Here is a 24,726-nt window from a genome sequence, read left to right as displayed (position 1 = left end):
TAGGTGTCGACATATGAAATTGCGATAATAGGTGGAGGACCGGGTGGCTATGTGGCCGCTATCCGAGCAGCAAAGCTTGGAAAAAAGGTCGCAATCGTTGAAAGTAAACAGCTAGGTGGAACGTGTCTGAACCGAGGATGTATCCCATCCAAAACACTGCTTAGGCATGCTGAGATTATTGAACAAATTGAAAAAGCAAAGGACTGGGGAATAGAAACAGGTCCAATTACTCTGTCTTTGGACAAGATGCTTGCAAGGAAGGATCAAGTCATCGATAAACTCCGTTCTGGAATTGACTATTTAATGAATCAAGGAAATATAGATGTTTATTCAGGATTAGGTGAGGTTCAGGAAAATGGGCACATACAGATCCAATCAGGTGCAGATCAAACAACCATTTCTGCAAGCAAGATAATTGTGGCAACTGGATCAAGTCCAGTTCCACCTCCTATTCCCGGTATGGATTCAGCTCGTTATTTTACAAGCGATACTATATTTGACATAGCAAAAATACCTGAATCGATTGTCATCATAGGTGGAGGCATAATAGGTGTGGAATTTGCGTGTATCTTCGCAAGCCTTAAGGTCCAGGTAACCATTGTTGAGATGGGTGATCGAATCATTCCAAGTGAAGATGCCGAAGCATCTAAGCTTCTAGCGAAAACCTTAAAGAAAAAAGGAGTGCGCATCCTTAACAGTACAAAGGTTACCGAGCTGAAGCAACATGAGACAGGACAATATGTGCAGATTGAGTCTGCTAAAGGTAAAACCGAGACTCTCGATACAGAAGATATTTTGGTTTGTGTAGGTAGGAAACCAAACCTTCAAGCCATATCTCAGCTAAATTTAGCGATGAATGGGCCTTTTGTGAAAGTGGATGAGAGGATGCAAACAAGTCAAACGAATGTGTATGCTGTGGGCGATCTAATAGGAGGCTGGCAACTAGCTCATGCGGCGAGTGCAGAAGGTCTCGTTGCAGCATCTAATGCAGCCGGAGTACCCGAATCAATACAAGGGAAAATTATTCCGCGCTGCGTGTACACAAGCCCTGAGGTAGCAAGTGTTGGTTTGTCTGAAGCAGAAGCACTGGCACGGGGGTTGAATGTAAAAGTAGTAAAAACAGATCTTGCGCCTAACGGAAAAGCATTGGCTATGGGTGAAACTGAAGGGTTTGTTAAGTTAATTGCTGATAAAAAGCATGGGGAAATAATTGGAGTGACCATGGTTGGGTCTCATGTCACAGAAATGATATCAGAACCAACTGCCTTTATGCATCTTGAAGGAACGGTCGAGGAGCTTGTTTCAATGGTCCATGCCCACCCAACCATATCTGAAGCATTGTACGAAGCCGCAGGATCTTGGCTTGGCATGGGAGTTCATAGTTAAATAGAGGAGAGCAGCGAGTATCTAAGGATGCTGGCTGTTTTTTTTGTTGAAAGTGAAGATGGAATTGAAATGATGGAGCTGCGGGTGAAACAATAGAAAGAATATAAAATGGAAATAATCCTCCTTGAAATAACGTCTTTTCTGAATGTGACTTTGTTCTAGTAGATAGTTTTTAATAGTGATTTAATTCACAAAGTGAAATTTGTCAAGTCTTTAGAATGAATAAGATGTGTATATAGAAATGAGATGATGTGAGTTCGTATTTGACCATTTGCGATTATCGAAATATGTACGTTTATTATACTGCAATTATTTTTTGTGGATTTTTAGCATTTATCTACATTTATTAAACTGGTTCTAGATACTGTTACGAGCGCAACTCTGCGTAATTCGCAATTTCAAAACGCTATTAGTGAAGATATCTGACACTAATGTTGTTGAAAAAACCTTGTTAGAAATACTAACAATTAATACTTGTAAATGAAATATGTCTATTAGAATGACTGAATATATAGAGAGGAGTGTAGAGATGAAACAAGGCTGTGTGTATTTTGTCGGCGCGGGACCTGGAGATCTAGAACTAATCACTGTTAAGGGCTTACGATTAATTCAAAAAGCGGATGTTATTATTTTCGATCGGCTTGTTAACCCTTTTTTACTTACAGAAACAAATAAGAACGCAAAGTTAATCTATTGTGGGAAGCAGCCCTGTAAGCATACACTGCGACAGGAAGATATTCAAAAAGAATTGTTAATTCACGCAAAAAGGGGTTTAAATGTTGTTCGGTTAAAGGGAGGCGATCCTTCGATTTTTGGTAGGGTTGGTGAAGAGGCTGAGCAATGTGCCCGGCATCATATAAAGTATGAAATTATACCCGGTATTACATCTGGTAGTGCAGCAAGCATCTACTCTGGGGTCCCATTAACACATCGAAGTCTATCTGGATCCTATGCGACTGTCACTGGTCATACCTGTACAAAGGAAGGTAAGCCAACTGTTAACTGGGAGTCACTTGCGAATGCTGTTGATACAATCGTGTTTTATATGGGAATTCGACATCTTCGAACAATAACGGAAGAATTAATTAGGCATGGTATGGATAAAGAGACTCCGATGTTAATTGTACAGTGGGGAACGTACAGTAAGCAAAGGTCGGTCGAGGGAACTCTTGTAACGATAGCTAATCAAGCAGAATTGATAGGCATTGAAAATCCAGCAGTGATCATAGTGGGTAATGTAATCAAGATGAGAAGTAAGCTTAAGTGGTTTGAAGATAAGCCGCTAGCTGGTTTGGGCATACTTAATCCAACTAACGAGTTAAATAATGACGTTGACTATTTGAAACAAAATGGAGCAGATATCTATCAATATCCTTTTTTGAATAGAGTCAATAATAATAAACGCGATCAGATTGTGTTAACGAGACTAGTTGAAGATCAGCATATCAATACGATTTTACTGAATAGTGTTCAAGACTGCGTTGAATTTTTCGAATATATAGATTTATCTGGAATTCAAAGAAGTCAGTTATTTGACTATAGGTGGATTTGTAAAGGTCTAGAAACGAGCATTAGTTTGGCGGCACATGGATATACAGCAGATCGAATCATTGATGAAACGGAAACGGAACAGTCTTTCGTTAAAGCCTTTATACCGGGAGTAGATCACGTAGTAGAGCATGAAGCCTGAAAACTTCATATAGAAAAAAGGTGAAGATTGTTGTTTAAAGATAGTATCGACACATTAAACAATATGGCAGTTTCAAAGAAAAAACAGCTTGAAACAAGTAAATTACGGTATTTTTTATCAGCGTGTTTAGCAGGTGCCTATGTTGGAATCGGCATTATCCTAATTTTGTCGATTGGAGCGCCTTTAGCAGCTCAGTCTTCAGCCGTTACAACACTTGTTATGGGATTATCTTTTGGTATCGCTCTGACTCTTGTCATTTTTGCAGGTTCAGAACTATTTACAGGTAATAATATGGTTTTTACAGTTAGCACTCTTTCTGGAAAAACAACATGGAAAGACCTGGTGCAAAACTGGATCTGGTGTTATGCGGGAAATTTTGTGGGGACAGCTGCATTATGTGGGTTAATCATCGGGGCAGGGGTTCTGAATGGGATTTCATCTGGACATTTGTTGTTTACTCTAGCTGAAAAGAAGACATCACTTGGAAGCAGTGAGCTGTTTTTTAGAGGTATTCTTTGTAATTGGTTAGTCTGTTTAGCCATTTGGACAGCGATTCGTACCAAAAATGATGTGGCGAAGCTAATTCTAATATTTTGGATGCTGTTTACATTTATAGCTTCAGGCTACGAGCATTCCATTGCTAACATGACGGTACTTGGGCTGGCCATGTTTTACTCTGGTGGAGAGGTTGTAACACTTGGAGGCTACCTACATAATATCATTCCGGTCACGCTTGGGAATATTGTGGGTGGGGGACTTTTTGTAGGAAGTATTTACTGGTTACTTAATACAAGTAAACGAAACAAACAAAGTGAAAAACAGAGTAATGAATCATTTCGAGCATCACCGATTCGGTCAGCTAAATCATTATAAAGGAGAGAGACATCTTGAAGCAAAAGATCATCTTAATTGGGAATGGAATGGCAGGCGTTCGAACTTTAGAGGAAATCATCAAAAAAGATCCAAATAAATTTGAGATTACTGTTTTTGGTGAAGAACCACATCCAAACTATAATCGAATTCTTTTATCATCTGTCTTGCAAGGAGATGCAAGCATAGACAGTATTGTTCTAAACAGCTACGAATGGTATGAAGAAAATCAAATTGAACTCTTTACAGGAGACACAGTCGTAAAGGTTGATACTAAGTCTCAAACGGTGATAAGCCAAAATGGAATAAGTCGTCACTATGATCAATTGATTTTTGCAACAGGGTCGAATCCATTTATGCTTCCGCTTCCAGGAGCAGATAAAGAGGGTGTCATCGCCTTCCGTAATATAAAAGACTGCGAAACAATGATAGACACAGCCAAAAATTATAAAAAAGCTGCTGTTATTGGCGGTGGATTACTTGGTTTAGAAGCAGCTCGAGGTTTATTAAATTTAGATATGGAAGTGGAAGTCATTCATATCGCTGATTATCTAATGGAAAGACAACTAGATGATCAAGCAGGAAGAATGTTGAAAGAAGAATTAGAAGAGCAGGGTATGAAGTTCCGACTCAATGCTCACACCGAACGACTAACGGGGAAAAAGCGAGTAGATGGTGTGCTCTTTAAGGATGGATCAAAGCTTGACGCAGACTTAGTTGTGATGGCTGTAGGGATTAAACCAAATGTAGCACTTGCTAAGGAAGCAGGATTAGAGACTAATCGCGCTATAGTCGTTAATGATTATATGCAGACATCCGTTCAAAACGTTTATGCTGTCGGTGAGTGCGCTGAACATAGTGGAATTGTTTATGGTCTTGTTGCGCCGTTATATGAGCAAGGCAAAGCTTTGGCTGAACATATCTGTGCCAATGACACATTAATAGAGCCGGGATATCAAGGATCTATTGTTTATACGCAACTGAAGGTATCAGGAGTAGATGTATTCTCTGCTGGACGATTCCAAGATGGCGAGAAGACAAAGTCCATTCGTGTTCACGATGAATTTGAAGGAATCTTTAAAAAGGTAGTAGTAGAAGATAACAAGGTCATTGGAGCTGTATTATTTGGAGATACATCTGATTCACCAAGATTGCTAACAATGATGAGAAACGGGCAAGATATTTCAAAAATGAGTAAGGTAGCCATTCTTCCATCTGAAAACGAATCAGATGAAAAGGAAAGTGTTGTTGTTGCGATGGCTGATAGTGAGACCATCTGTGGATGTAATGGAGTATCAAAAGGTGACATTGTAAAAGCGATAAATGAGCAGGGCTTAACAACTGTAGATCAAGTCAAGGCTTGTACAAATGCTTCTCGTTCATGTGGTGGATGTAAACCACTTGTTGCTGAACTACTCTCTGTCACCACTGGAGAAGAGGCTTCGTCTCAGAAAGAGCCAATCTGTGGATGTTCCGATCTTTCTCATGAAGAAGTGGCAGCTGAGATTCGTGATAAGGGATTAAACTATGTCAGAGAAGTGATGAATGTACTAGGGTGGACCACAGAAAATGGGTGCTCTAAATGCCGTCCTGCCGTGAACTACTACTTAGGTTTAAATAATCCAATTGAATATGAGGACGATTCAACATCTAAATTTGTGAACGAACGATTACACGCTAATATCCAGAATGACGGAACATTCTCTGTTGTACCAAGAATGTATGGTGGCGTAACAAATTCTGAACAACTACGAAAAATTGCAGATGTAGCAGATAAATATCAAGTGCCTCTACTTAAGGTAACGGGTGGACAACGGATCGACTTGCTTGGTATTGCTAAGGAAGATCTTCCTAAGGTATGGACGGATCTAGGCATGCGTTCTGGTTATGCATACGGGAAATCAATAAGAACCGTAAAAACATGTGTAGGAGAGAATTTCTGCCGCTTTGGAACTCAGGATTCAATCGGTTTAGGTATACAAATCGAGAAAAAATATGAAGGATTAAGTACGCCGCATAAGGTGAAGATGGCTGTATCTGCCTGCCCACGTAATTGTGCAGAGTCTGGAATCAAAGATATAGGAATTGTTGGTGTTGAAGGAGCCTGGGAAATTTATGTTGGTGGTAATGGTGGTGTAGACCTTCGAAGTGCAGAACTGTTTGCGAAGGTTCATACAGACCAGGAAGTATTGGATACAATTAGTTCATTTCTGCAATTCTATCGTGAAGATGCTAGATATCTAGAGCGTACTTCTCACTGGGTAGAACGTGTTGGATTAGATCACATCAAAAAAGCACTTGAAAATGAAGAGAAACGTGCGCAGCTTATTGAGCGTGTAGAACTTGCATTAACAAAACAACAGGATCCTTGGAGTGATGTTCTGGAAAGCAAAGATAAGCAGGAATCCCTTTATGAAAAGAAAGAAGTAGAAGTAACTAACTAAGGAGGATGAAAAATGACACAAGTATTGAATGAACAACATATTTATGTCGCTCAATTGAGAGAACTATCTGTCGGTATCGGCAAGAAGCTAACCATTGCCGGATTAGAGTTAGCATTATTTCGTCAAGATAATGACGAAGTATTAGCTGTAGAAAATCGTTGTCCTCACAAAGGTGGCGTTTTATCTGATGGAATTGTAAGTGGTGAGCATGTTTTCTGTCCGATGCATGACTGGAAAATTGATTTGAGGAAAGGTGAAGCCGTAGCGCCAGATGTAGGGTGTGTAAAAACCTATGATGTTTCTATCATTGATGATGGCGTGTATCTTTTAATGGACTAATAAGTAATAAAAAGAAGTGGACAATATCATGATGTCCACTTCTTTTTTTAATAAGCTTAAGGTTTATCCAGTTCGTCCTCTGTTACCCATTTATGGTTTAGAACCATTTCTCCTCCAATTGTAGGTCTAAAATCCACCATATATACAGTTGTTTGCTTAGCCGTTTCAATTGTGGCTTCAGCGCCTTCCATACCTTTCATATGGCCTGCATTGAGAGTGACAGTTGAACCAGGCTCAAGAGGTTCATCTCCAACACCTTCTAGTTCCTCATGAACAACCCATTTGTGATTCCAAACCTCATCTCCATCAGTCGTTGGCTGTAAGATACTGAGTAGACAGTTGTATCATATGCACCTGAAACAACTGCTTCAGCACCATCCATATCTTTCATATGATTTGTTCGAATGACAGCGTCACTTCCAGGTGGAAATGTTGGTGAATCAGCGTTCACTATTCCTTTTGGAACTTCGCCAGAGCTCGAGTGGTCCATATCCTCATGCATGGAAGATTCATTCATTTCTGCATCTGGGTCCGCAATCGTTCCATCATCGTTACAAGCACCTAAAACAACAAATCCTAAAGCAAGTATCAAAAAAGATATTTTTTTCATTTGTAGGTCACCTCTTGGGGATACTTTTATTATGTCTTATATATAGACTTTACAAATGAGCGCTTTCATAAACATCGAATGATTCATGTGGATATCTTCCTAAGGTGAATTGGTGATATTGTGAATAACTTTAAAAAATAATCGGTATTATTGGAACCGTGAATGGTGGATATGTGGATAAACCTGAGGATAACTTCATTTTATCCACGAAAAAACGCAAACATTTTGATGTTTGCGTTGATAAATCACACTAATACTCGTTCAAGTGCAAAAGTAACAGCTGCTTCAGCATGTAGCTTCGTTGAATCAAATACAGGTAAACTTGAATCCCCTTGTTTAATAAGTAATGGAATCTCAGTACAACCTAAGATAACACCTTCTGCACCGTTTTCAGATAATTGGTTAATAAGCTGTTGATATCTTATTTTTGATTCAGGGCGTATGTCTCCCAGACACAGCTCTGAAAAGATAATCTCATGCGCATCTTGTCGACCTATCTCGCAGGGAATAATACATTCAATCCCATGTGTAGCAAGGCGATCCTTATAAAACGATTTCTCCATCGTAAAAGCTGTTCCTAGCAGACCGACGCGAGTCATATTTGCTTTTTTGATTGATGACGCCACAGCATCAGCTATGTGGATAAGTGGAATTGAAATTGCTTTTTCAACCTCTTCTGCCATTAGGTGCATTGTATTTGTACAAATCACAATAAGATCCGCTCCGGCTTTCTCTAAATTTTGAGCAGCCTCAATCATCTTAGCTGTTGCTAACTCCCACTCACCAAGCTTTTGTAAATCTACAATCTCTTGAAAATCAAAGGAATGGAGTACACATTTAGCAGAATGAAGACCTCCTAGTTCACACTTTACATATTCATTCACATATTTGTAGTAATCAGCTGTCGATTCCCAACTAAGTCCGCCAATAAAACCAATTGTTTTCATGTTCGAACTCCTCCGTTCATTCATTTTCTATATCGTAGCATGCTATACTGGTATGAAAAAGATCCAGGAATGAGCAACTTTTAGGGTGCCAGATAGAAAGGAGAATGAAATGTGCTGTGGTTTCCAATTGATCGAGACACATCTATATCTCTCGTACAGCAGGTTTATACACAAATTAGAACACTGATCTTAAGTGAACAATTAAAAGAGCATGATAGACTCCCTTCAACAAGAGAATTAGCAGATTCGATAGGCGTTTCTCGTAATACGGTAACCGACGCCTATGATCAGCTAATCATTGAGGGTTATCTTATTGTAAAACCTCGTTCAGGGACGTATGTTGCTGAAGGTGTCGTGTTAAAAGCAGCAGAGAAAGAACAAAGAGAGGTCGATTTATCAAATTGGCTTCAAACCGAGCAGTATGATGAACAGCTCATTGATTTTCGTGCCAGTCACCCCGCCATGGATCATTTTCCGCGGAAAGTATGGGGGCGTCTGGCGAAGGAAGTGTGCTACGACTCATCTGATGAGTTATTTGGTTATCGTTCTCCACTCGGTGATGAGACGTTACGCCGCGTATTAACCACTTATTTAGCACGTACTAGAGGTGTCTCCTGCCACCCGGAGCAAATTGTCATTACTGCTGGAGCCACTCAAGGTCTTTCATTAATTACACAACTATTAATGAAAGAAGGAGAGTGTGTAGCTGTAGAGGACCCTGTCACTGACGAAATGCGTCAAATTTTTACAAAGGCAGGAGCGGCCGTTGAGCCCATTAAAGCAGACCGGCTTGGTATAAAGCCTGACCAGTTGCCTCGAAATAAAAAACCGAGCTTTGTATTTGTTATACCCTCACACCAATTCCCGTTAGGTGCAGTATTACCCATCCAACGCAGAATCCAGCTTGTAGAGTACGTTCGTAAAATGGACTCTTATATCGTTGAAGATGATTACGACAGTGAATTTACCTATGAAGGAACAGCCGTTTTTTCCATGCAGGGACTGGAACCAGAGCGGGTAATTTATGTCGGTACATTTAGTAAAATTCTCTCACCAGCTCTGCGCATTGGCTATGTCATACTCCCAAGACATTTAGTAGAACCATTTAAAGACTTAAAATGGTTTTCTGATCGCCACACAGCGACCCTCGAACAACAAGTAATGGCGCGTTTTATTGAAGAAGGTTACTTAGACCAACACGTACGAAGAATGAAAAGAATCTATGAGAAGCGAAGAAAAGCACTAGTTGCTGCCCTGCGGAACACCTTTCCAGGACTAGACATCATTGGTCAAGCAGCAGGCATGCATGCTGTAGTTGAATGGAGGGAACTTGAGGTTAACCAATCATTTGTTTCTCATTGCAAAAAGCACGGAGTAGTAGTCTACCCAGTCGAGTACTATGCATTAAAAAAAGGCTACCACACCAAGCAGATGGTGCTCGGTTACGGTAGCTTAACTGAGTCTGAAATCCAAGACGGCGTAAGTAGACTGCACAAAGCAGTAGAAACGTATCACCTAAGTTGAAAATCTAAGAGCCCGTCTTGATGAGAGGGCTCTTCTTGGTATCGTGCTTGGATTGTTGGAAAAGCTCGAACTGTCTTGGAGAGGAGCGTTGGTTCTTGGTAGAGGCAGGAACCGTCTTGGAGAGGAGCGCTAGTTCTTGGTAGAGGCAGGAACTGTCTTGGAGAGGAGCGTTGGTTCTTGGTAGAGGCAGGGACTGTCTTGGAGAGGAGCGCTAGTTCTTGGTAGAGGCTGGAACTGTCTTGGAGGGGAGCGCAGCATCTTGGTAAAGGCTCTGATCCGTCTTGGAGAGCCCCCCTATTTCCTGCTAAAGCTCAGATGTCTCTTGCCCCTCACCCCTACATCTTGCTAAAACCCCAATCTCTCTTGCCTCCGTCCCCAAACCTATCCTAACTCCCCCTCCACTACCTATCTACTAAACGTTAAAATTCACTATTTTTTTGGCAACTTATTCGAATAGGTTTTTCGTAAGGTGTGTAGCTCATGTAATTTATCAAGAGCGGATGGACCAATGTTTTTTCCGACAGCAACGACTAAGCTTTCAATTAGGGCAGTGGGAGCTACCATAGAGTGGAATTCTCCCATTTCTCCTCTTTCTGTGTATAGGACGTAGGTTGCCTGATTAACCATTGGTGAAACAAGTAGGTCTGTTAATAAGATGGTTTTGATCATTCGTTTTGATGCATAATCAAGCAATACTTGAATTTCTGGTGAAAAGTGCACAAATCCAAAGAGTACGATCGTATCCTTTGATCCAATATGAATCAGATCTTCGTAGATTTCGTGTCCACTTTGAGCGAGTGTGGTGACCTGTACATTAAATCTTCGTAATCTAAATTGAAGTAAAGAGGCTAACCCATTTGCAGGACCACTGCTATAGATATGGATCGTGGCAGACTGGCTGATTGTTTCAACACTTTGTTCAAAGTTGTGCATGGACAGGTGTTTTAAGGTTTCTTCGATAAAACCAATGGAGGATTGGAACATATGGTTGAGATACGTATGTTCATATTTCTCTACGGCTGATTCCATTTTTTTGGCTGGGGTAATCGTACCGTCATAATCCTTGAAGGAATGTTTAAACGATTTTAGATTTTGATGTCCAACTGCACTCCAAAAACGAGAAACAGTAGCGATACTCACAGAGCAGGCTCGAGCAATATCGAGTTCTGTAAGGTAGGGAACTAAATGATTGTTTTTACTAATGTAGTCAGCTATCATTTGCTGGCTTTTTGTTAGGGTATAAGCATCAAATGGGACCATATTACCCCTCCTTTTCAGACTTAGTGTACATCATTTTTGTAATAAAAATATCATTTTTATAAAAAAGAAATAAATTTACAATTCATTAATATCCACTTCATATACCTTGTCTATACTAACGTTGTAATACGAATAACAAGGAGGCGGATTAAGTGAGTGCGTTAAATGAGCTGAATAACGAAAGGAAATTAACTCAATCTCAGAAAATGATGGTGTTTGTCCTATCGATGTCCCTGTTTGGTGTTTCGAAGTTAATTGCAAAAATTATTCCTTCATTAGAATTTGGACCAATTGATTTATCTGTTTCTTATTTTGCTTTTATTCCGCTTGTCCTTGTTGCGTTGTTTCATCCACTTCAGGTGGCAATTGGAGCCTCTGTCGGAAAAATCGTCTTTGCAGATCTATTACTTGGAAATTTTGATGGTATTGGAGCACTTGAATCGTTTATCCAATTGTCTCTAGCGATGTATATTGCGGGCTTACTCATTAGAAATCCATTAAGCAAATGGCAGCTTGGAATTGCTTCAATTGTTGGTGTGGGTATAGATCAAGTGTTAAGTTCCGTAGTTGATATAGGAAAAGTTTGGTTTGGTGTTGAAGAGTTGGAAGCTGTACCGGGACTTCCTCAAAGTATTGTTATGTTAGAAGGTATCAGCTTCATTAATGAAATGGTGATCACAGGTGTATTATTTGGTCTTATTCCAACATTGTATTTAGTGCCTAAATTATACGGGAAAATTGAACCATTACTTGGAATGAAACCGAGAGAAAAACGAGTAGAAGCAAAAATGAGTCAGTTTGTAACACCGGGCCTTATAGCTTTGTCAGTCTTCTTATTATTTGTTGCCATGATTGGAGAATTTCTTGCAGAACTAGAAATTAGTCTTGCCTTTTGGTCAACTGATTTCCTTGCTCAGTTTGAAGATGGTTATCAATGGATTGGTTATTCTGCCATTGGAATTGCTATAGTCCTTATAGTATTTGTAGCTTTTAGACTAGTGAAACGAAGAGGGGCTACTAAAAAAAATTCCAAACAAGCAGCATAAAAACGACTGAGGGAGATTCTAAATGATTTCTTTTAAAAATGTTTCATTTAAGTATCCAGGTTCAGATAGCTGGGTATTAAAAGATGTTTCTGTCACGATTACTCAGGGTGAATTTGTTGGAATCATTGGTGGTAATGGGGCAGGCAAATCAACCTTTTGTAAAGGAATGAATGGTTTGATTCCATTCTATTATGTGGGTGATTTAGAAGGGGAAATAACAATCAACGGAATGAATACCGTAGAAGCAAATGTTGGTCAATTATCCAAACATGTTGCATATGTGTATCAGGATTTTGAGAATCAACTTGTTCGTCCAACGGTAATGGATGAAGTCATTTTCTCACCCTTAAATTATGGTCACGCAGATTACAAGGAAAGAGGTTTAGAGGCACTTGAGATCTTAGGATTATCAGACCTGGCTAATGAATATATTTGGCAACTGAGTGGGGGACAAAAGCATTTAGTTGCCTTAGCTGGAGCATTATCTTTGAATCCAGACATTATTATTATCGATGAACCAGTCGCTCAGTTGGATCCTGCGCATGCCATATCTTTGTATGACAAGTTAAAGATGTTAAATGAAAAGCATGGAAAAACAATCATTGTTATAGAGCATCACACAGAATTTGTTGCGAATTATTGCAACGAAGTTATCCTGTTAGAACAAGGGTCAGTCAAGTGGAAAAAACCTGTGACAGAAGCATTAAATTCAGTAGAAGAGCTGTCCGAAAGGGACATCTTCCCGCCGCAGGTTACGGTAGCCGCTCATCACTTGATTGGTGAACTAAATGTCCGGCTTCCCATTACAATTGAGGAAGCAAAAAAAGAATTTACTTATTTAAAAGGACTTACTACACACTCACAAGCCATACAATCATTGAATCCTAAAGGTGAAGTGATTGTGAAGCTGGAAGACGTAGAGTACGGTTATAAATCCTTAACAAGAAAAATGAAAAATGTCTTAAACGGATTAACAATAAATCTGCATGAAGGAGAACGGATTGCTTTAGTTGGTAGTAATGGAGCAGGAAAGTCAACGCTTCTTAAATTAATATCGGGCATCATTAAACCCTTTCGAGGAAGTGTTACAACAGATGGCTTACTAACTAAAAAAACGTCGCCAGAGATTATTGCCGAAAAGGTAGCTTTTATTTATCAAAAACCTGAGGAAATGTTCATTGAAGATTCGATAAAAAAGGATGTTTCTCACTATCTGGATGCTAGAAAAGCAGAGAACCGCCAAACATTTATTGATGAAGTTATGGAGCAATTTAATCTGAGTGATCTCTCTACGCGTGATGGCAGACTTTTAAGTGGGGGACAGCAACGGAGAACCTCATTAGCTATTGGTATGGCAATGAAACCGCGCATCATGTTAATGGATGAGCCTACCTCAAGTTTGGACATGGCAACAAGAAAAGAAATGATGAAATTACTTGGGCATTTAGATGAAGATGTCAAAACAACCGTAGTGGCAACACATGATATGCAACTGGTAGCAGAGTGGGCGACACGAGTAATTGTTATGAATGAAGGAAAGGTTTTAGCTGATTTGCCTCCGAGAATATTATTTTCAAGTCCGGAGTTACTTCAACAAGCATCACTTGTTGAGCCTCAAATTGTTTCGCTTTGTCATGAATTAGAAATTTCACCGGTCGCTCTTTCAATTGATGAATTTATTACGAAGGCACGTCCTTTTAAAGAAAGAGGAGAAAAGTGTGAGTGGATCTCATAATTTCTTAAGTAAAATAACCGTTGAAAATGTGAAGATTGAGCTAATGAGAACAGCATTTGGTCATGGTGAAACGTACTTTTCTAAGTTGGATCCACGTATGCTTATTATATGGTGCACGATTTTTACGATTCTTCCGTGGTTCACTCATAATTTAACGATTTTACTAGGCTTATCTGTATTTATGGGCATCCTTGCCTACCATGCAAGGGTTAGTCCGTTACTGATCATACTATTAGCCGCCGGTATCTTTTCGCAGTTCTTTTATATTGTGACGCTTGCAGTGTTCCTTGGTGGGAGCTTCGGTGCTGCCTTGGCAATTGTTCCATTGACTTTAAAATTACTTGTTATTTCTCTTGCTACTATGGCTGTTTTTACTAGTATAGATCCTGAAAAATTCAGTGATTCTCTACTTAGCTTTGGTGTTCCGGCTAAATTTGGTTTTGGGGTTTCATACGGGTATCGCATGCTTCCGATTTTATTAGAGGAGTATGAGAATTTGATTCACTCATTTCGACTTCGTGGAAAGAAACCAGCAAAAAAGGGTATATTTTATGTTTATTATCTCATTTATTATGCAAAAATGGCGGTTGTTGCCTTTTACCCAATGATGCTAAATACAGCAAAAAGAACACGGACAACCGTTGAAGCACTTGAGGTGCGAGGATTCAGTTACACAATGGAAAGCTCGGCTTCTAAGGAATTAAAGTTAGCTCATTTAAAAATGACTAGATTTGACGCTTATTTCATTGCGATAACAATTATGGTGACAGGTGCGGTTTATACAGTTGGGACCATTTCACCATTATAATTTGAGAGGGTTTGGTATCTATGAATATTGATTTTCACACACATGTTAAGTTAGCTAAACGAGTTAATTTTGATCCTGATTTTTTTCATGAGGTTATTTTAAATGCAAAGGAAGCAGGATTACAGGCACTTGCTATGACCGAACATTTTAATACGAGTCGGTTTTATGATATCTACGAAGAATTGGATAAGAGATATGAATATAAGGGGAACTATTATCTTGTGGATGGTTTTAAGGTATTCACGGGTATGGAAATAGATGTGAAAGAGACGGGGCATATTTTATTTATTGGTCATAAGAAAGAGATTCTTCAAACGAGAGATTTGCTTGAAGCTCATACATCAGAAGCAGACTTTATTGCACTCGAAGAGTTATTAGAGATTGGTGAGCGGTTTAATTTCTTGAAAATTGGTGCCCATCCACTAAGATCAACTACACCTTTAACACAGCATTCAACGGATTTATTAAAAAGGCTTGATGCTTTTGATTTAAATGGTAAAGACCTATATGAACATGGTGTTAAGGAAATGGAGCGTGATGTCTTAGCATTTGCAGAATTAGTAAATCTACCAGTTGTATGTGGAAGTGATTCGCATCATCCAATACACTTAGGCGCTGTGTGGAATCAATTCTCAAACGATTGTGAAACTGCAATCGATTTAAAAGCTGAGATTACTTCGTCAAACTATACGAGAACGATATCCCCAGTATTACGAACAAAGATAGGGGCCGCAAAAATAGTAAAAAAACAAATCAAGCAAGAACTAGTTGCTGGCATGTAATCACATTCTAAGCAGGAGCCTACTCACCAAAGGCTCCTGCTTTTCTGTATATAGTTGGGGTCATTTCATTATGCTTCTTGAATGTTCGGTAAAAGTGAGGCATACTGGCAAATCCGCAAGCTTCAGCTATTGTTTCGATGTTCTCGTTTGAATGCAATAATTGTTGCTTAGCCTTTGCCATTCGCTTTGATGTAATATATTCAGATAACCCAATGCCCAGGTACTTTTTAAAGACTCGACTAAGATGAGCGGATGAAATGGACGCTCTTCTAGCAAGCTCATCCAATTCAAGTTTTTGATCAAGATGACTTTCAATATAAAGCAGCAAATTACGTATCCATTCAGGTTCACTAGTTGATTTAAATGAGGTGGAGTTAATGACACAATGCCGGTCAAGATAAGCAAGAAGCATTTGAAGCCACAAAAATAATGCCCGTTCAGAATCCGCAGTGGCTTCACTTATCTCAAGGTGAATTTTATCTAAATAATGTTCTAATTCTTCTATACTTGATTGCTGAATTTGGAAACGATAGGTTTTCTCTAAGCGAGCTAAATTAACAATTGAATGTTTTGAATGCGCATACAAAAAATCAGGTAATTGAGTGAGAGATGAACTGAAAAAAATAGCTGTTGAGGTAATTAAATGCTCAGATGATGGTAGGGCACGATGTATCACATTGCCTGGTATAACAAACAAATCACCTGGAGCTACTTGGTACAGGTTTTGATCAATAAGTAATGTGCCTTTGCCTTTGTAAACATAAATGATTTCATTCCAATCATGAGTGTGATGTGGAAGTTCATTTCGTTGAGATTTGGTATCCTTATAGGTAATAGAGATAGGTAAATTTTGACCAGGTGTAATGGCTTTTTGAATTCGCTTCATATCATCACCTCTTTATTATTATATCAATAAAAGGTATAAATAAGTCAAATTAAGCAATATCTATAGCTTAATTTTGTTGTTATGATCTGTCTAAGAAGAATAACAGGAGGACGAACATGAGAGGAATTGTTTGTAATCAACCAAAAGAGTTTATTTTTAGAGATGATATGAAAGCGCCTACAGTTAATAAAGGAGAAGTCCTTATTCAAATAAAAAGGGTTGGAATTTGTGGAACGGATCTACATGCATATATGGGGAATCAGCCTTTTTTTCAATATCCGAGAGTACTAGGACATGAATTATCTGGAGAGGTTGCAGAAGTAAGTAACGAAGTAACAGATCTAAAAAAAGGGGATCGTGTTGCAGTTGTTCCGTATATGCATTGTGGTCAGTGTGATGCGTGTAAGGCGGGTAAAACCAATTGCTGTGAATCCTTAAAGGTATTGGGTGTTCATTCTGATGGAGGCATGCGTGAGCAAATTGTAGTCCCTAGGGAGCATCTTATTCAAACGAACCATCTTTCACTTGATCACGCTGCTTTAATCGAGCCTTTAGCGATAGGGGCGCATGCTGTCAATCGAGCAGAGGTAAAAGAAGGGGAGCATGTATTAGTCATAGGAGCTGGACCAATTGGCCTTGGAGTGATGGCATTTGCTAAACGTAAGGGAGCAGATGTAACGGTACTTGATGTCAATGAAGGTCGATTATCCTTCTGTAAGGAATGGGCAGGTATTGGGAAGACCATTTGCTCAAGTAAACCGTCTGAGGCTGAATTAAAAGACGTTATTGGGAAGATGCCCTCGATCGTTTTTGATGCAACAGGCAATATCCATTCGATGAAACAGGCTTTTGATTATGTCGGCTTTGGTGGCAAACTGGTTTATGTAGGGTTAGTAAAACAGGATATTTCATTTCATGATCCAGACTTCCATAAAAAAGAGTTAACACTACTTGGCAGCCGAAACGCAGCTATTCAAGATTTTGAAGACGTTGCTGAGTTATTATCTTCAGGACAATACAACATGGATCATTATATTAGTCATAGATGTGAATTTGATCAATTAATTGAAACATTTGAAACCTGGTTAAAGCCTGAATCAAAGGTGATAAAAGCAGTGGTAACAGTATAAGAAAAGGACAGGATCCTAGTATGTAAAGTATCCGCTAGGATTTCTATTCTATCTTACTATGTAAGCGCTAACTATTAGGGGAGTTGAACGTTATGAGAAAGCTACTAATGCCCATCGTGTTGATTGCACTTCTGTTCACGCTAAACGCCTGTCAATCAACAACAAATGCATCAGCAGAGAAAGATGTGTATACCGTAAATCTAGCGTATGGAAATCAGCCAGGTGAGCCTATAGATCAGGTTGCACATAAATGGAAGGAGCTTGCTGAGGAAAGAAGTGGCGGTCGTTTGGACTTTCATCTCTATCCTAGTTCGCAGCTTGGATCGGAAGCGGATGTAGTCGAGCAAGCGTTGTTCGGAAGTAATGTCATTATCTTCACAGGTTATGATTTCCTAATGAACTTTGTTCCAGATCTAGGGGTGCTGACGGCTCCTTATATTGTAGATGACGTTAATGACTTATTTTATCTAGCTGAAACAGAATGGTTTGATGAGCAGCGACAGGAACTTAAAGAGATTGGATTTGATGTGGTTTCAACAAACACTTTGTATGGAGAGAGACATCTCATGACCACAAGAGAAGTCCTAACTCCGGATGATCTAAGAGGGATGAAGATACGAGTTCCTAATAATCAGATGTACATTAACACTTTTAGTGTACTAGGTGCTTCACCAACACCACTTCCTCTAGGGGATATGTACGCATCCCTGCAGCAAGGTGTGATTGATGGAGCAGAAAATCCTATCCCAGTACTTGAAGCGTCTAAGACAAATGAGGTAGCCAAATATTTGGCTCTTACAGGTCATACCAAAATCATGAGTCCGTGGGTGAGTGGAACAGAATTTTTGGAAGATTTGCCTGAGGACTTATTAGAAATTCTACGCACAACGGGTGATGAAGCTGGGGAGTATGGGAAAGAGATTGTTTATCAGCAAGAAGAGGATGTTTTAGAGTTATTTGAAGAACAAGGAATTATCATAAATGAAGTAGATCAAGAGGCTTTTAAAGAGAAAGCTGAACGGATTTTTGATGTGACGCCTGAATGGAGCCCTGATCTTAAAGAAACGATTGATGAATTGCTCGAGCAGAGAAGCACAACTGAATAAAGGAGGGCGCAACATGAAAAAGGTAGTGAATAATCTAGATGACTTTTTGTCAGCTATAGCATTAGCAGGAATTATTCTATTAATTAGTACAAATGTATTTTTTCGATTTGTCTTAAATAATCCGATTACATGGACAGAAGAAATTAGTCTCGCTCTATTCATCTGGCTTGTATTTATAGGACTGAGTTCAGCAATGAAAACCAACTCTCATGTCGGGATTGATTATTTTGTACGAAAGCTTCCAGAGCATTGGCGTTTTCGATTTCAGGTATTTCGCTTAGTCTTTATCTTTGCGGTAACTCTAATCGTATTTGTTTGTTGGGGAGCGACGTTTGCCATTCATGGGGTAGCCAAGGTAACACCAGTTCTTGGGGTCAGCTATACATTTATCACACTGGCAGTCCCTGTTGGTTCTGCACTTGTCTTATATCATCTTATTCGAGTTTTTATTAGAAAAGATAGAGACTATGTGAATCAAGAGAGAGGAATCGAGTAGCTATGATACTAGCCATTACACTAATTTTAATGCTTGTCCTAATGATAATGAATATTCCGGTTGCCTATGCAATGATTGCGGCCTGTGCTTTTTATTTTATTTTTAATGATAGTTTTGCAAATGAAATCTTAATTCAGAGAATGATGAGTGGAATTGAATCGTTTCCGCTTCTAGCAATTGTGTTTTTTGTTACGGCAGGTATTTTGATGAACTATACAGGAATTACAGAACGTATGCTACGATTTGCACAAGTTCTGACAGGGCATATGACAGGTGGTTTAGCGAAAGTAAACGTACTCTTAAGTGTATTAATGGGTGGACTTTCTGGTTCGAACATTGCTGATGCTGCGATGCAGTCTAAGGTTTTAGTACCAGAGATGACAAAACGTAACTATCCACCGGCATTCTCAACAGCGCTAACCGCTGCAACATCACTTATTACACCAATTATCCCACCTGGTATTGCCCTTATCATGTATGGATATATTGGAAACGTTTCGATCGGAAAATTATTTATGGCCGGAATTGTACCAGGTCTTATGCTAAGTGTCATTTTCTTAGTCCTTGTTCATTTTCTAGCTAAAAAACGCGGGTTCGAGGTAGAAAAGAAACCTGCAGCAAAACCAAAGGAGATCTTATTTGCTTCCAAGGATGCCATACTAGCTATTTTATTACCGATTATCATTATAGGTGGAATTCGCTTTGGGGTGTTTAGCCCAACAGAAGCTTGGAGCCATTGCCGTGATCTATGCCTTGTTACTTGGTTTCTTAATCTATAGAAAAATGACGGGTCGAGATTTATACGCCGCTATTAAAGAGTCTGTTAATCTCACAGCAACAATTATGGTTATTATTGCTGCAGGAACAGCTTTTGGCTGGATTCTGACACTAGAACAAATTCCACAATTCTTAACAGAAAAAGTAACAAGCTTTGTAGGAAGCCCAGTCCTTTTCTTAGTTATTGTAATGGTTTTCCTTATTGCTGTTGGTACGTTAATTGAAGGAAATGTGTTACTCATTATTTTAACTCCTATTCTCCTACCGATGGTCAATTCGTTTGGTATTGATCCTGTTCATTTTGGAATATTCTTCATTCTATGTCTAAGTGTCGGAACGATCACACCACCAGTTGGAACGATTATGTTTACCACTGCTGCCATTACAAAAGTTAAAATTGAAGCATTTATCAAAGAAGTCTGGCCTTTTTGGTTAGCGTTGATAGTTGCAATTTTACTTATAGCTTTTGTTCCAGCTATTTCATTATGGCTACCATCAATTCTTTAATAGGAGGAGCTTATGCAAAAAGAATTCACACAAGTCCATGAACAGGATTCTGTTTTGATTACTTTAAAGGACCTAGCAAAAGGTACAGCCATTGCATATAAGGATCGTGAATTTGAACTGTTAGAGGATATTCCATCTGGTCACAAGATTGCTGTACATGATCTCTCGCCGGGAGAAGATATTATCAAGTATGGTTTTCCTATTGGACATGCCACTAAGGAGATCAAACGTGGTTCTTGGGTTCACACTGATAACGTCAAGACAAATCTATCAGGAGCGTTAGAGTATGATTATCAGGAAATTAACGAAACAAACGTAGACATTCATGCTTCTGAGCACACCTTCCAAGGATATGTACGGAAAAATGGGGAGGTGGGGATTAGAAACGAGGTTTGGATTATTAATACAGTTGGCTGTATTAATAAGGTAGCTGAAAGCTTAGCAAGGCTCGCGAACAACACAAACGGCGATCGTGAATTTGATGGTGTGCATCATTTTCCGCACCCGTTTGGCTGTTCGCAGTTAGGTGACGACCTGGAAAACACACAAAAACTTTTGGCTAGACTTGTAGAGCACCCAAATGCAGCTGGAGTTCTAGTGCTTGGTTTAGGCTGTGAGAATAATTTTATTGAATCCTTTAAACAAGCGATGCCTAATTTTGATCCAGAGCGTATTCGGTTTTTGGCAGCCCAAGAATCAGAAGATGAGCTGGAAGAGGGATTAGCGTTATTGGATGAACTAGTAGACTATGCAACTAGTTTTGAACAACAGCCGGTTCCTATTTCTAAGCTGAAGGTAGGCTTAAAATGTGGGGGATCAGATGGTTTATCAGGCATAACGGCTAATCCGATGGTTGGGGCATTCTCAGACCTTTTGATTAGTAACGGAGGGACAACGATATTAACAGAGGTTCCTGAGATGTTTGGAGCAGAAACCATCTTAATGGATCGTGCCAAAGATCGTGTGGTTTTTGATCAAATGGTTGATCTGATCAATGATTTCAAAGAGTATTTTATCCGACATGAACAGCCCGTCTATGAGAACCCTTCACCAGGCAACAAGCAGGGTGGAATTACTACCCTAGAAGAAAAATCACTTGGTTGTGTTCAAAAAGGCGGCTTTGCAACAATTGTCGATGTGTTAGATTATGGTGAGAAGGTATCAGAAACAGGATTAAATCTAGTACAAGGACCAGGAAATGATCTTGTTTCGGTTACCGCGTTAGCTGCTGCGGGAGCCCATATTGTGCTCTTCACAACCGGACGAGGGACTCCTTTTGGTGGACCGGTACCGACTGTTAAAATTTCAACGAACTCAACCCTATATAATAAAAAGAAAAACTGGATTGATTACAACGCAGGTGTACTTGTAGAAGGTAAGAGTATGGAAGATACACGAGATGAGTTCTTTCATTATCTGTTAGATGTAGCCTCTGGAGAGAAGCGTACTAATAATGAGAAGAATGGATTTAGAGAGATAGCTATTTTCAAAGATGGTGTCATGTTATAGGGTCAAAAAAACAGCTTATGGAGCTCCCATTAGCTGTTTTTTCCATTCTTCATGTAAACTAAATGAATAGATGAATTGAGAAGAAAAGGGGTCAATATACATTGAAATTAGTAAATAGAATTCTTGGAGTGGTTCTGGCTCTGCTTTTATACGGAGGACTGAATTTTTACATTGGCTGGCATGGAGCAGTATGGTTGAAATCATTAGGAGTAACAGGTGTGATGGGACTAAGCATTTATTGGACGAGTTTCGCAGTGACGGTGTTTGGTTACATTCTCGCACTCGTAATAAAGGGTCCACTTGGTCGCTTTTTAAAAGTGATTGGTTCATTTTATTTTGCGATTCTTCAGTATGCGATTTTATTTCTGCCAATTCTTGATTTGGGGTTATGGATCGCAAGCTTAGCAGGATGGAGTGTTCGCTCACATACTACGGTTATTGGTACAGTTGTTTTAATAGTCTTTGCGCTGCTTTTACTATGGGGATCACGAAATAACTGGAGTACGGTTGTTAGGCAACATTCACTTACAATTAATAAAGATGCCGGTGAGCGAAAGAAGCTCCGCATTTTGGTTGCATCTGATATCCACCTTGGGAATATTAAAGGCAATCGATTTCTAAAAAAGTTAAGCAAAATATCTAAGGATGTAAAACCAGATATGATCTTAATTCCTGGAGATTTATTAGACGGAGACATTGAACCATTTAAACGAAATCAAATGAATGAAACACTAAAATCCTTACAAGCGCCACTCGGTGTGTATGCAGTATTGGGAAATCATGAATATTATGGTGGTGCAGTTGAGGAATTTATTCAGCTTGTTGAAGAAGCTGGAATCAAGATGCTCCAAGATGAAGCAATTGAAATAAATGAATCCTTTTATGTCGTAGGACGTAAAGATAAAACAGCGGAAGCATCTCAGTATGGGGGACGTAAAAGCGTAACGGATCTTCTAGAAACGCTAAATCACAAGAAACCAATTCTGCTTTTGGATCACCAACCGTATCACCTTGATAAAGCGGAAGAGGCAGGCGCTGATTTGATGTTATCTGGTCATACACACCGTGGGCAAATGGCGCCAAATCATTGGATTACTTCCCGTTTGTTTGAGCTTGATTATGGTTATAAACAAAAAGGCAAAATGCATGCCCTTGTTTCCTCTGGTTATGGCTCCTGGGGTCCACCCATTCGCATAGGCAGCCGTTCAGAAGTGTTGCAGATCGATTTGACCTTTACTGGAAATGGAGAAAAGGGCAACTAGACATTTTTTTCGGAATAGATAATAATCTACAAATCTTTACTTTATAATGAAAGTGAAGTTTATTTTATTGGTTAGTGTGTAAATGTTTGGATATGGGGTATATGAAAAATAACCATATAAGTGGAAGATGGGAGGTGAGAATGTGAGAAAACCAACAAAAAATCCTGGTTGGCATACGTATCCGGGTATGGTTGCAATGGTGACCTCGACGCATAACAATCAGAGCAACATTATGGCAGCAGGCTGGCATACATACATCGGTCAAGATCCAGGACATTATGGAATTTCATTAAGGAAAGAAACACACTCCTATAAGCTTATTAAAGAAAGTGGTGTGTTTGGTGTTCAGTTCCTTCCAGGCAACCGATCCAATTGGATTCAAGCAGCTGGCACATACAGTGGATCTACTACAGATAAGTTTCAAGCACTGAATATTCCATATGAACAAGGAATAAAAGTAGATGTACCGATACTTTTGGATGCCTACTTTGCTTATGAATGCAAGGTTGTAGATATCACGGCTTACGGCGATCATGAATGGATTGTAGGCGAAGTTCTACTCACGTACAAGGATGAGAGTCTGTTCATGGAAAATGGACTTCCTAATCTTTCTAAGTTAAGCATTCCAACGTATATGGGGCGCTCTGAATACCGGGTCATTGATGAAACAACAGAAGGTCAGGTCCACCGTATTCAACAATTAAAAGAGGAGGGACCCCAATGACAACTCAATCCACAACAAACCAGCAAGGCACAGCAGTAGGTGCATTGATCTTAGCGATTTTAGGTCTGTTCATTCCCGTATTAGGTATTGTTACGGCTATCATTGGATTAGTGATGATTGCAAAAGTAACTGCTCCAGAGCAAAGTGGATTAAAGACAGCCACAAAGGTTATTGCTTGGATCTCGATCGTTTTGCAGCTTGTGTATACCGTACTAATAGTAGGTGGGTTTCTTAGTTACTACATGTTTGTTGAAACAGTAACAGTAGAGGAGATTTAAATGACAACTCAAACGGCAGATTATTGCTTGGAGTTCTAAGCTTTTTTATGATTTGAAAAGTATAAATTGAGGAGGAAACAAAATGACAATTCAATCCACAACAAACCAGCAAGGAACAGCGGTAGGTGCAATCATTTTAGCGATTTTAGGTTTGTTCATTCCAATACTAGGTATCGTGACAGCCATCATTGGTTTAGTGATGATTGCAAAAGTAAGCGCTCCAGAGCAAAGTGGATTAAAGACAGCAACAAAGATTATTGCTTGGATCTCGATTGGTTTACAATTGTTGTACATCTTCTTAATGTTTGCCGGTGTATTGTCTGTGTTTATGATTACGGATTAAAAAAGAAAAGAGGAGTTTTGTAAATGACTGAAACGACAACTCAACAAAATTCAGCAATAGGAGCTTTAGTAGTAGCCATCATTGGTTTTTTTGCTCCATTTATCGGAATCATTTTAGCGATCATTGCTTTAGTGATGATTTCAAAAGTAACGTCACAAGAACAACGTGGCTTAATCGTAGCAACGAAGGTCATTTCATGGATTACATTAGCTGGGTATATTATATTTCTTCTTCTTATCATAGCAAGAATTGTTGTATAACGTTGAA

Annotated in this window: 24 protein-coding genes and 1 pseudogene; 21 read left to right on the top strand and 4 right to left on the bottom strand. The window is 39.3% G+C overall.

Features of this window, described 5'->3' with window-relative positions; translation table 11 throughout:
• Positions 1 to 3 precede the first annotated feature (3 nt).
• The 5 genes from lpdA to nirD all read left to right on the top strand — a co-directional run bounded on the left by lpdA (position 4) and on the right by nirD (position 6,729).
• Entirely contained in the window at positions 4 to 1,386 is a 1,383-nt protein-coding gene (lpdA, locus tag NDM98_RS11870; protein WP_251607838.1) for a dihydrolipoyl dehydrogenase, read from the top strand.
• A 529-nt stretch (positions 1,387 to 1,915) separates the two neighbouring features.
• Positions 1,916 to 3,076: a uroporphyrinogen-III C-methyltransferase gene (gene cobA, locus NDM98_RS11865; protein WP_251607836.1), complete on the top strand. Its 1,161-nt coding sequence runs from the start codon at positions 1,916 to 1,918 to the stop codon at positions 3,074 to 3,076.
• 30 nt (positions 3,077 to 3,106) lie between these two features.
• Positions 3,107 to 3,949, top strand: a complete 843-nt coding sequence (locus NDM98_RS11860; protein WP_251607834.1) for a formate/nitrite transporter family protein — start codon at positions 3,107 to 3,109, stop codon at positions 3,947 to 3,949.
• Positions 3,950 to 3,960: 11 nt separating this feature from the next.
• The gene (gene nirB / locus NDM98_RS11855) at positions 3,961 to 6,390 is read left to right on the top strand and encodes a nitrite reductase large subunit NirB (protein WP_251609120.1); all 2,430 of its coding nucleotides are present in this window, start codon (positions 3,961 to 3,963) and stop codon (positions 6,388 to 6,390) included.
• A 12-nt stretch (positions 6,391 to 6,402) separates the two neighbouring features.
• Positions 6,403 to 6,729 carry a nitrite reductase small subunit NirD gene (gene nirD / locus NDM98_RS11850; protein WP_251607832.1) on the top strand — a complete coding sequence of 109 codons (327 nt, stop codon included), beginning with the start codon at positions 6,403 to 6,405 and terminating at the stop codon, positions 6,727 to 6,729.
• Positions 6,730 to 6,785: 56 nt separating this feature from the next.
• On the opposite strand, the pseudogene NDM98_RS11845 reads toward nirD, so the two are convergent.
• Positions 6,786 to 7,339 (bottom strand): annotated as a pseudogene (locus NDM98_RS11845) (YdhK family protein).
• A 245-nt stretch (positions 7,340 to 7,584) separates the two neighbouring features.
• Positions 7,585 to 8,286, bottom strand: coding sequence for an aspartate/glutamate racemase family protein (locus NDM98_RS11840; protein ID WP_251607829.1), 702 nt, complete (start codon positions 8,284 to 8,286; stop codon positions 7,585 to 7,587).
• A 111-nt stretch (positions 8,287 to 8,397) separates the two neighbouring features.
• Here NDM98_RS11840 and pdxR point away from each other — a divergent pair, with 111 nt between their 5' ends.
• On the top strand, positions 8,398 to 9,810 hold the full coding sequence (pdxR, locus tag NDM98_RS11835) for a MocR-like pyridoxine biosynthesis transcription factor PdxR (protein WP_251607827.1): 1,413 nt from the start codon (positions 8,398 to 8,400) through the stop codon (positions 9,808 to 9,810).
• 429 nt (positions 9,811 to 10,239) lie between these two features.
• On the opposite strand, the gene NDM98_RS11830 is transcribed toward pdxR, so the two are convergent.
• Complete coding sequence (locus NDM98_RS11830; protein WP_251607825.1) at positions 10,240 to 11,070, bottom strand: MurR/RpiR family transcriptional regulator; 831 nt, start codon at positions 11,068 to 11,070, stop codon at positions 10,240 to 10,242.
• A 152-nt stretch (positions 11,071 to 11,222) separates the two neighbouring features.
• Between NDM98_RS11830 and NDM98_RS11825 the strand changes: the two genes are divergently transcribed.
• The 4 genes from NDM98_RS11825 to NDM98_RS11810 are packed head-to-tail and all read left to right on the top strand — an operon-like array spanning position 11,223 to position 15,441.
• Positions 11,223 to 12,116, top strand: coding sequence for a DUF8171 family membrane protein (locus NDM98_RS11825; RefSeq protein ID WP_251607823.1), 894 nt, complete (start codon positions 11,223 to 11,225; stop codon positions 12,114 to 12,116).
• A 22-nt stretch (positions 12,117 to 12,138) separates the two neighbouring features.
• Positions 12,139 to 13,851 carry an ABC transporter ATP-binding protein gene (locus NDM98_RS11820; RefSeq protein WP_251607821.1) on the top strand — a complete coding sequence of 571 codons (1,713 nt, stop codon included), beginning with the start codon at positions 12,139 to 12,141 and terminating at the stop codon, positions 13,849 to 13,851.
• A complete protein-coding gene (locus NDM98_RS11815) occupies positions 13,835 to 14,659 on the top strand; it encodes an energy-coupling factor transporter transmembrane component T family protein (protein ID WP_251607819.1) in 825 nt (274 codons plus the stop codon). Before NDM98_RS11820 ends, NDM98_RS11815 begins: the two co-directional genes overlap by 17 nt.
• Before the next feature lie 20 nt (positions 14,660 to 14,679).
• Positions 14,680 to 15,441 carry a PHP domain-containing protein gene (locus tag NDM98_RS11810; protein WP_251607817.1) on the top strand — a complete coding sequence of 254 codons (762 nt, stop codon included), beginning with the start codon at positions 14,680 to 14,682 and terminating at the stop codon, positions 15,439 to 15,441.
• A 19-nt stretch (positions 15,442 to 15,460) separates the two neighbouring features.
• On the opposite strand, the gene NDM98_RS11805 is transcribed toward NDM98_RS11810, so the two are convergent.
• Complete coding sequence (locus NDM98_RS11805; RefSeq protein WP_251607814.1) at positions 15,461 to 16,327, bottom strand: AraC family transcriptional regulator; 867 nt, start codon at positions 16,325 to 16,327, stop codon at positions 15,461 to 15,463.
• Between the two features lie 116 nt (positions 16,328 to 16,443).
• On the opposite strand from NDM98_RS11805, the gene NDM98_RS11800 reads away from it, so the two are divergent.
• The 11 genes from NDM98_RS11800 (at position 16,444) to NDM98_RS11750 (ending at position 24,719) form a co-directional block, all read left to right on the top strand.
• On the top strand, positions 16,444 to 17,457 hold the full coding sequence (locus NDM98_RS11800; protein WP_251607811.1) for a zinc-binding alcohol dehydrogenase family protein: 1,014 nt from the start codon (positions 16,444 to 16,446) through the stop codon (positions 17,455 to 17,457).
• A gap of 92 nt (positions 17,458 to 17,549) precedes the next feature.
• Complete coding sequence (locus NDM98_RS11795; RefSeq protein ID WP_251607808.1) at positions 17,550 to 18,563, top strand: C4-dicarboxylate TRAP transporter substrate-binding protein; 1,014 nt, start codon at positions 17,550 to 17,552, stop codon at positions 18,561 to 18,563.
• A 13-nt stretch (positions 18,564 to 18,576) separates the two neighbouring features.
• Entirely contained in the window at positions 18,577 to 19,059 is a 483-nt protein-coding gene (locus tag NDM98_RS11790) for a TRAP transporter small permease (RefSeq protein WP_251607805.1), read from the top strand.
• A gap of 2 nt (positions 19,060 to 19,061) precedes the next feature.
• Complete coding sequence (locus NDM98_RS11785; protein ID WP_251607802.1) at positions 19,062 to 19,838, top strand: TRAP transporter large permease; 777 nt, start codon at positions 19,062 to 19,064, stop codon at positions 19,836 to 19,838.
• Complete coding sequence (locus NDM98_RS11780) at positions 19,762 to 20,343, top strand: TRAP transporter large permease subunit (RefSeq protein ID WP_251607799.1); 582 nt, start codon at positions 19,762 to 19,764, stop codon at positions 20,341 to 20,343. Before NDM98_RS11785 ends, NDM98_RS11780 begins: the two co-directional genes overlap by 77 nt.
• A gap of 12 nt (positions 20,344 to 20,355) precedes the next feature.
• The gene (locus NDM98_RS11775; protein WP_251607796.1) at positions 20,356 to 21,852 is read left to right on the top strand and encodes a UxaA family hydrolase; all 1,497 of its coding nucleotides are present in this window, start codon (positions 20,356 to 20,358) and stop codon (positions 21,850 to 21,852) included.
• Positions 21,853 to 21,953: 101 nt separating this feature from the next.
• Positions 21,954 to 23,114 carry a metallophosphoesterase gene (locus NDM98_RS11770; RefSeq protein ID WP_251607793.1) on the top strand — a complete coding sequence of 387 codons (1,161 nt, stop codon included), beginning with the start codon at positions 21,954 to 21,956 and terminating at the stop codon, positions 23,112 to 23,114.
• A 142-nt stretch (positions 23,115 to 23,256) separates the two neighbouring features.
• The gene (locus NDM98_RS11765; RefSeq protein ID WP_251607789.1) at positions 23,257 to 23,838 is read left to right on the top strand and encodes a flavin reductase family protein; all 582 of its coding nucleotides are present in this window, start codon (positions 23,257 to 23,259) and stop codon (positions 23,836 to 23,838) included.
• Positions 23,835 to 24,116, top strand: coding sequence for a hypothetical protein (locus NDM98_RS11760; RefSeq protein WP_251607787.1), 282 nt, complete (start codon positions 23,835 to 23,837; stop codon positions 24,114 to 24,116). The genes NDM98_RS11765 and NDM98_RS11760 overlap by 4 nt, the downstream gene beginning before the upstream one ends.
• An 82-nt stretch (positions 24,117 to 24,198) precedes the next feature.
• Positions 24,199 to 24,459, top strand: coding sequence for a hypothetical protein (locus NDM98_RS11755; RefSeq protein WP_251607785.1), 261 nt, complete (start codon positions 24,199 to 24,201; stop codon positions 24,457 to 24,459).
• 23 nt (positions 24,460 to 24,482) lie between these two features.
• The gene (locus NDM98_RS11750) at positions 24,483 to 24,719 is read left to right on the top strand and encodes a hypothetical protein (RefSeq protein WP_251607780.1); all 237 of its coding nucleotides are present in this window, start codon (positions 24,483 to 24,485) and stop codon (positions 24,717 to 24,719) included.
• Positions 24,720 to 24,726: the final 7 nt, after the last annotated feature.

Origin of the sequence: Alkalicoccobacillus plakortidis (assembly GCF_023703085.1) — a bacterium.
Taxonomy (GTDB): Bacteria; Bacillota; Bacilli; order Bacillales; family Bacillaceae_D; genus Alkalicoccobacillus; species Alkalicoccobacillus plakortidis.
This window is presented reverse-complemented; position numbering and strand designations above follow the sequence as displayed.

Coding starts and splice junctions, on each gene's coding strand:
- cobA (WP_251607836.1), top strand. CDS start 1,916: ATGAAACAAGGCTGTGTGTATTTTGTCGGCGCGGGACCTGGAGATCTA.
- nirD (WP_251607832.1), top strand. CDS start 6,403: ATGACACAAGTATTGAATGAACAACATATTTATGTCGCTCAATTGAGA.
- NDM98_RS11840 (WP_251607829.1), bottom strand. CDS start 8,286: ATGAAAACAATTGGTTTTATTGGCGGACTTAGTTGGGAATCGACAGCT.
- NDM98_RS11830 (WP_251607825.1), bottom strand. CDS start 11,070: ATGGTCCCATTTGATGCTTATACCCTAACAAAAAGCCAGCAAATGATA.
- NDM98_RS11820 (WP_251607821.1), top strand. CDS start 12,139: ATGATTTCTTTTAAAAATGTTTCATTTAAGTATCCAGGTTCAGATAGC.
- NDM98_RS11810 (WP_251607817.1), top strand. CDS start 14,680: ATGAATATTGATTTTCACACACATGTTAAGTTAGCTAAACGAGTTAAT.
- NDM98_RS11805 (WP_251607814.1), bottom strand. CDS start 16,327: ATGAAGCGAATTCAAAAAGCCATTACACCTGGTCAAAATTTACCTATC.
- NDM98_RS11800 (WP_251607811.1), top strand. CDS start 16,444: ATGAGAGGAATTGTTTGTAATCAACCAAAAGAGTTTATTTTTAGAGAT.
- NDM98_RS11795 (WP_251607808.1), top strand. CDS start 17,550: ATGAGAAAGCTACTAATGCCCATCGTGTTGATTGCACTTCTGTTCACG.
- NDM98_RS11790 (WP_251607805.1), top strand. CDS start 18,577: ATGAAAAAGGTAGTGAATAATCTAGATGACTTTTTGTCAGCTATAGCA.
- NDM98_RS11785 (WP_251607802.1), top strand. CDS start 19,062: ATGATACTAGCCATTACACTAATTTTAATGCTTGTCCTAATGATAATG.
- NDM98_RS11775 (WP_251607796.1), top strand. CDS start 20,356: ATGCAAAAAGAATTCACACAAGTCCATGAACAGGATTCTGTTTTGATT.
- NDM98_RS11760 (WP_251607787.1), top strand. CDS start 23,835: ATGACAACTCAATCCACAACAAACCAGCAAGGCACAGCAGTAGGTGCA.
- NDM98_RS11755 (WP_251607785.1), top strand. CDS start 24,199: ATGACAATTCAATCCACAACAAACCAGCAAGGAACAGCGGTAGGTGCA.
- NDM98_RS11750 (WP_251607780.1), top strand. CDS start 24,483: ATGACTGAAACGACAACTCAACAAAATTCAGCAATAGGAGCTTTAGTA.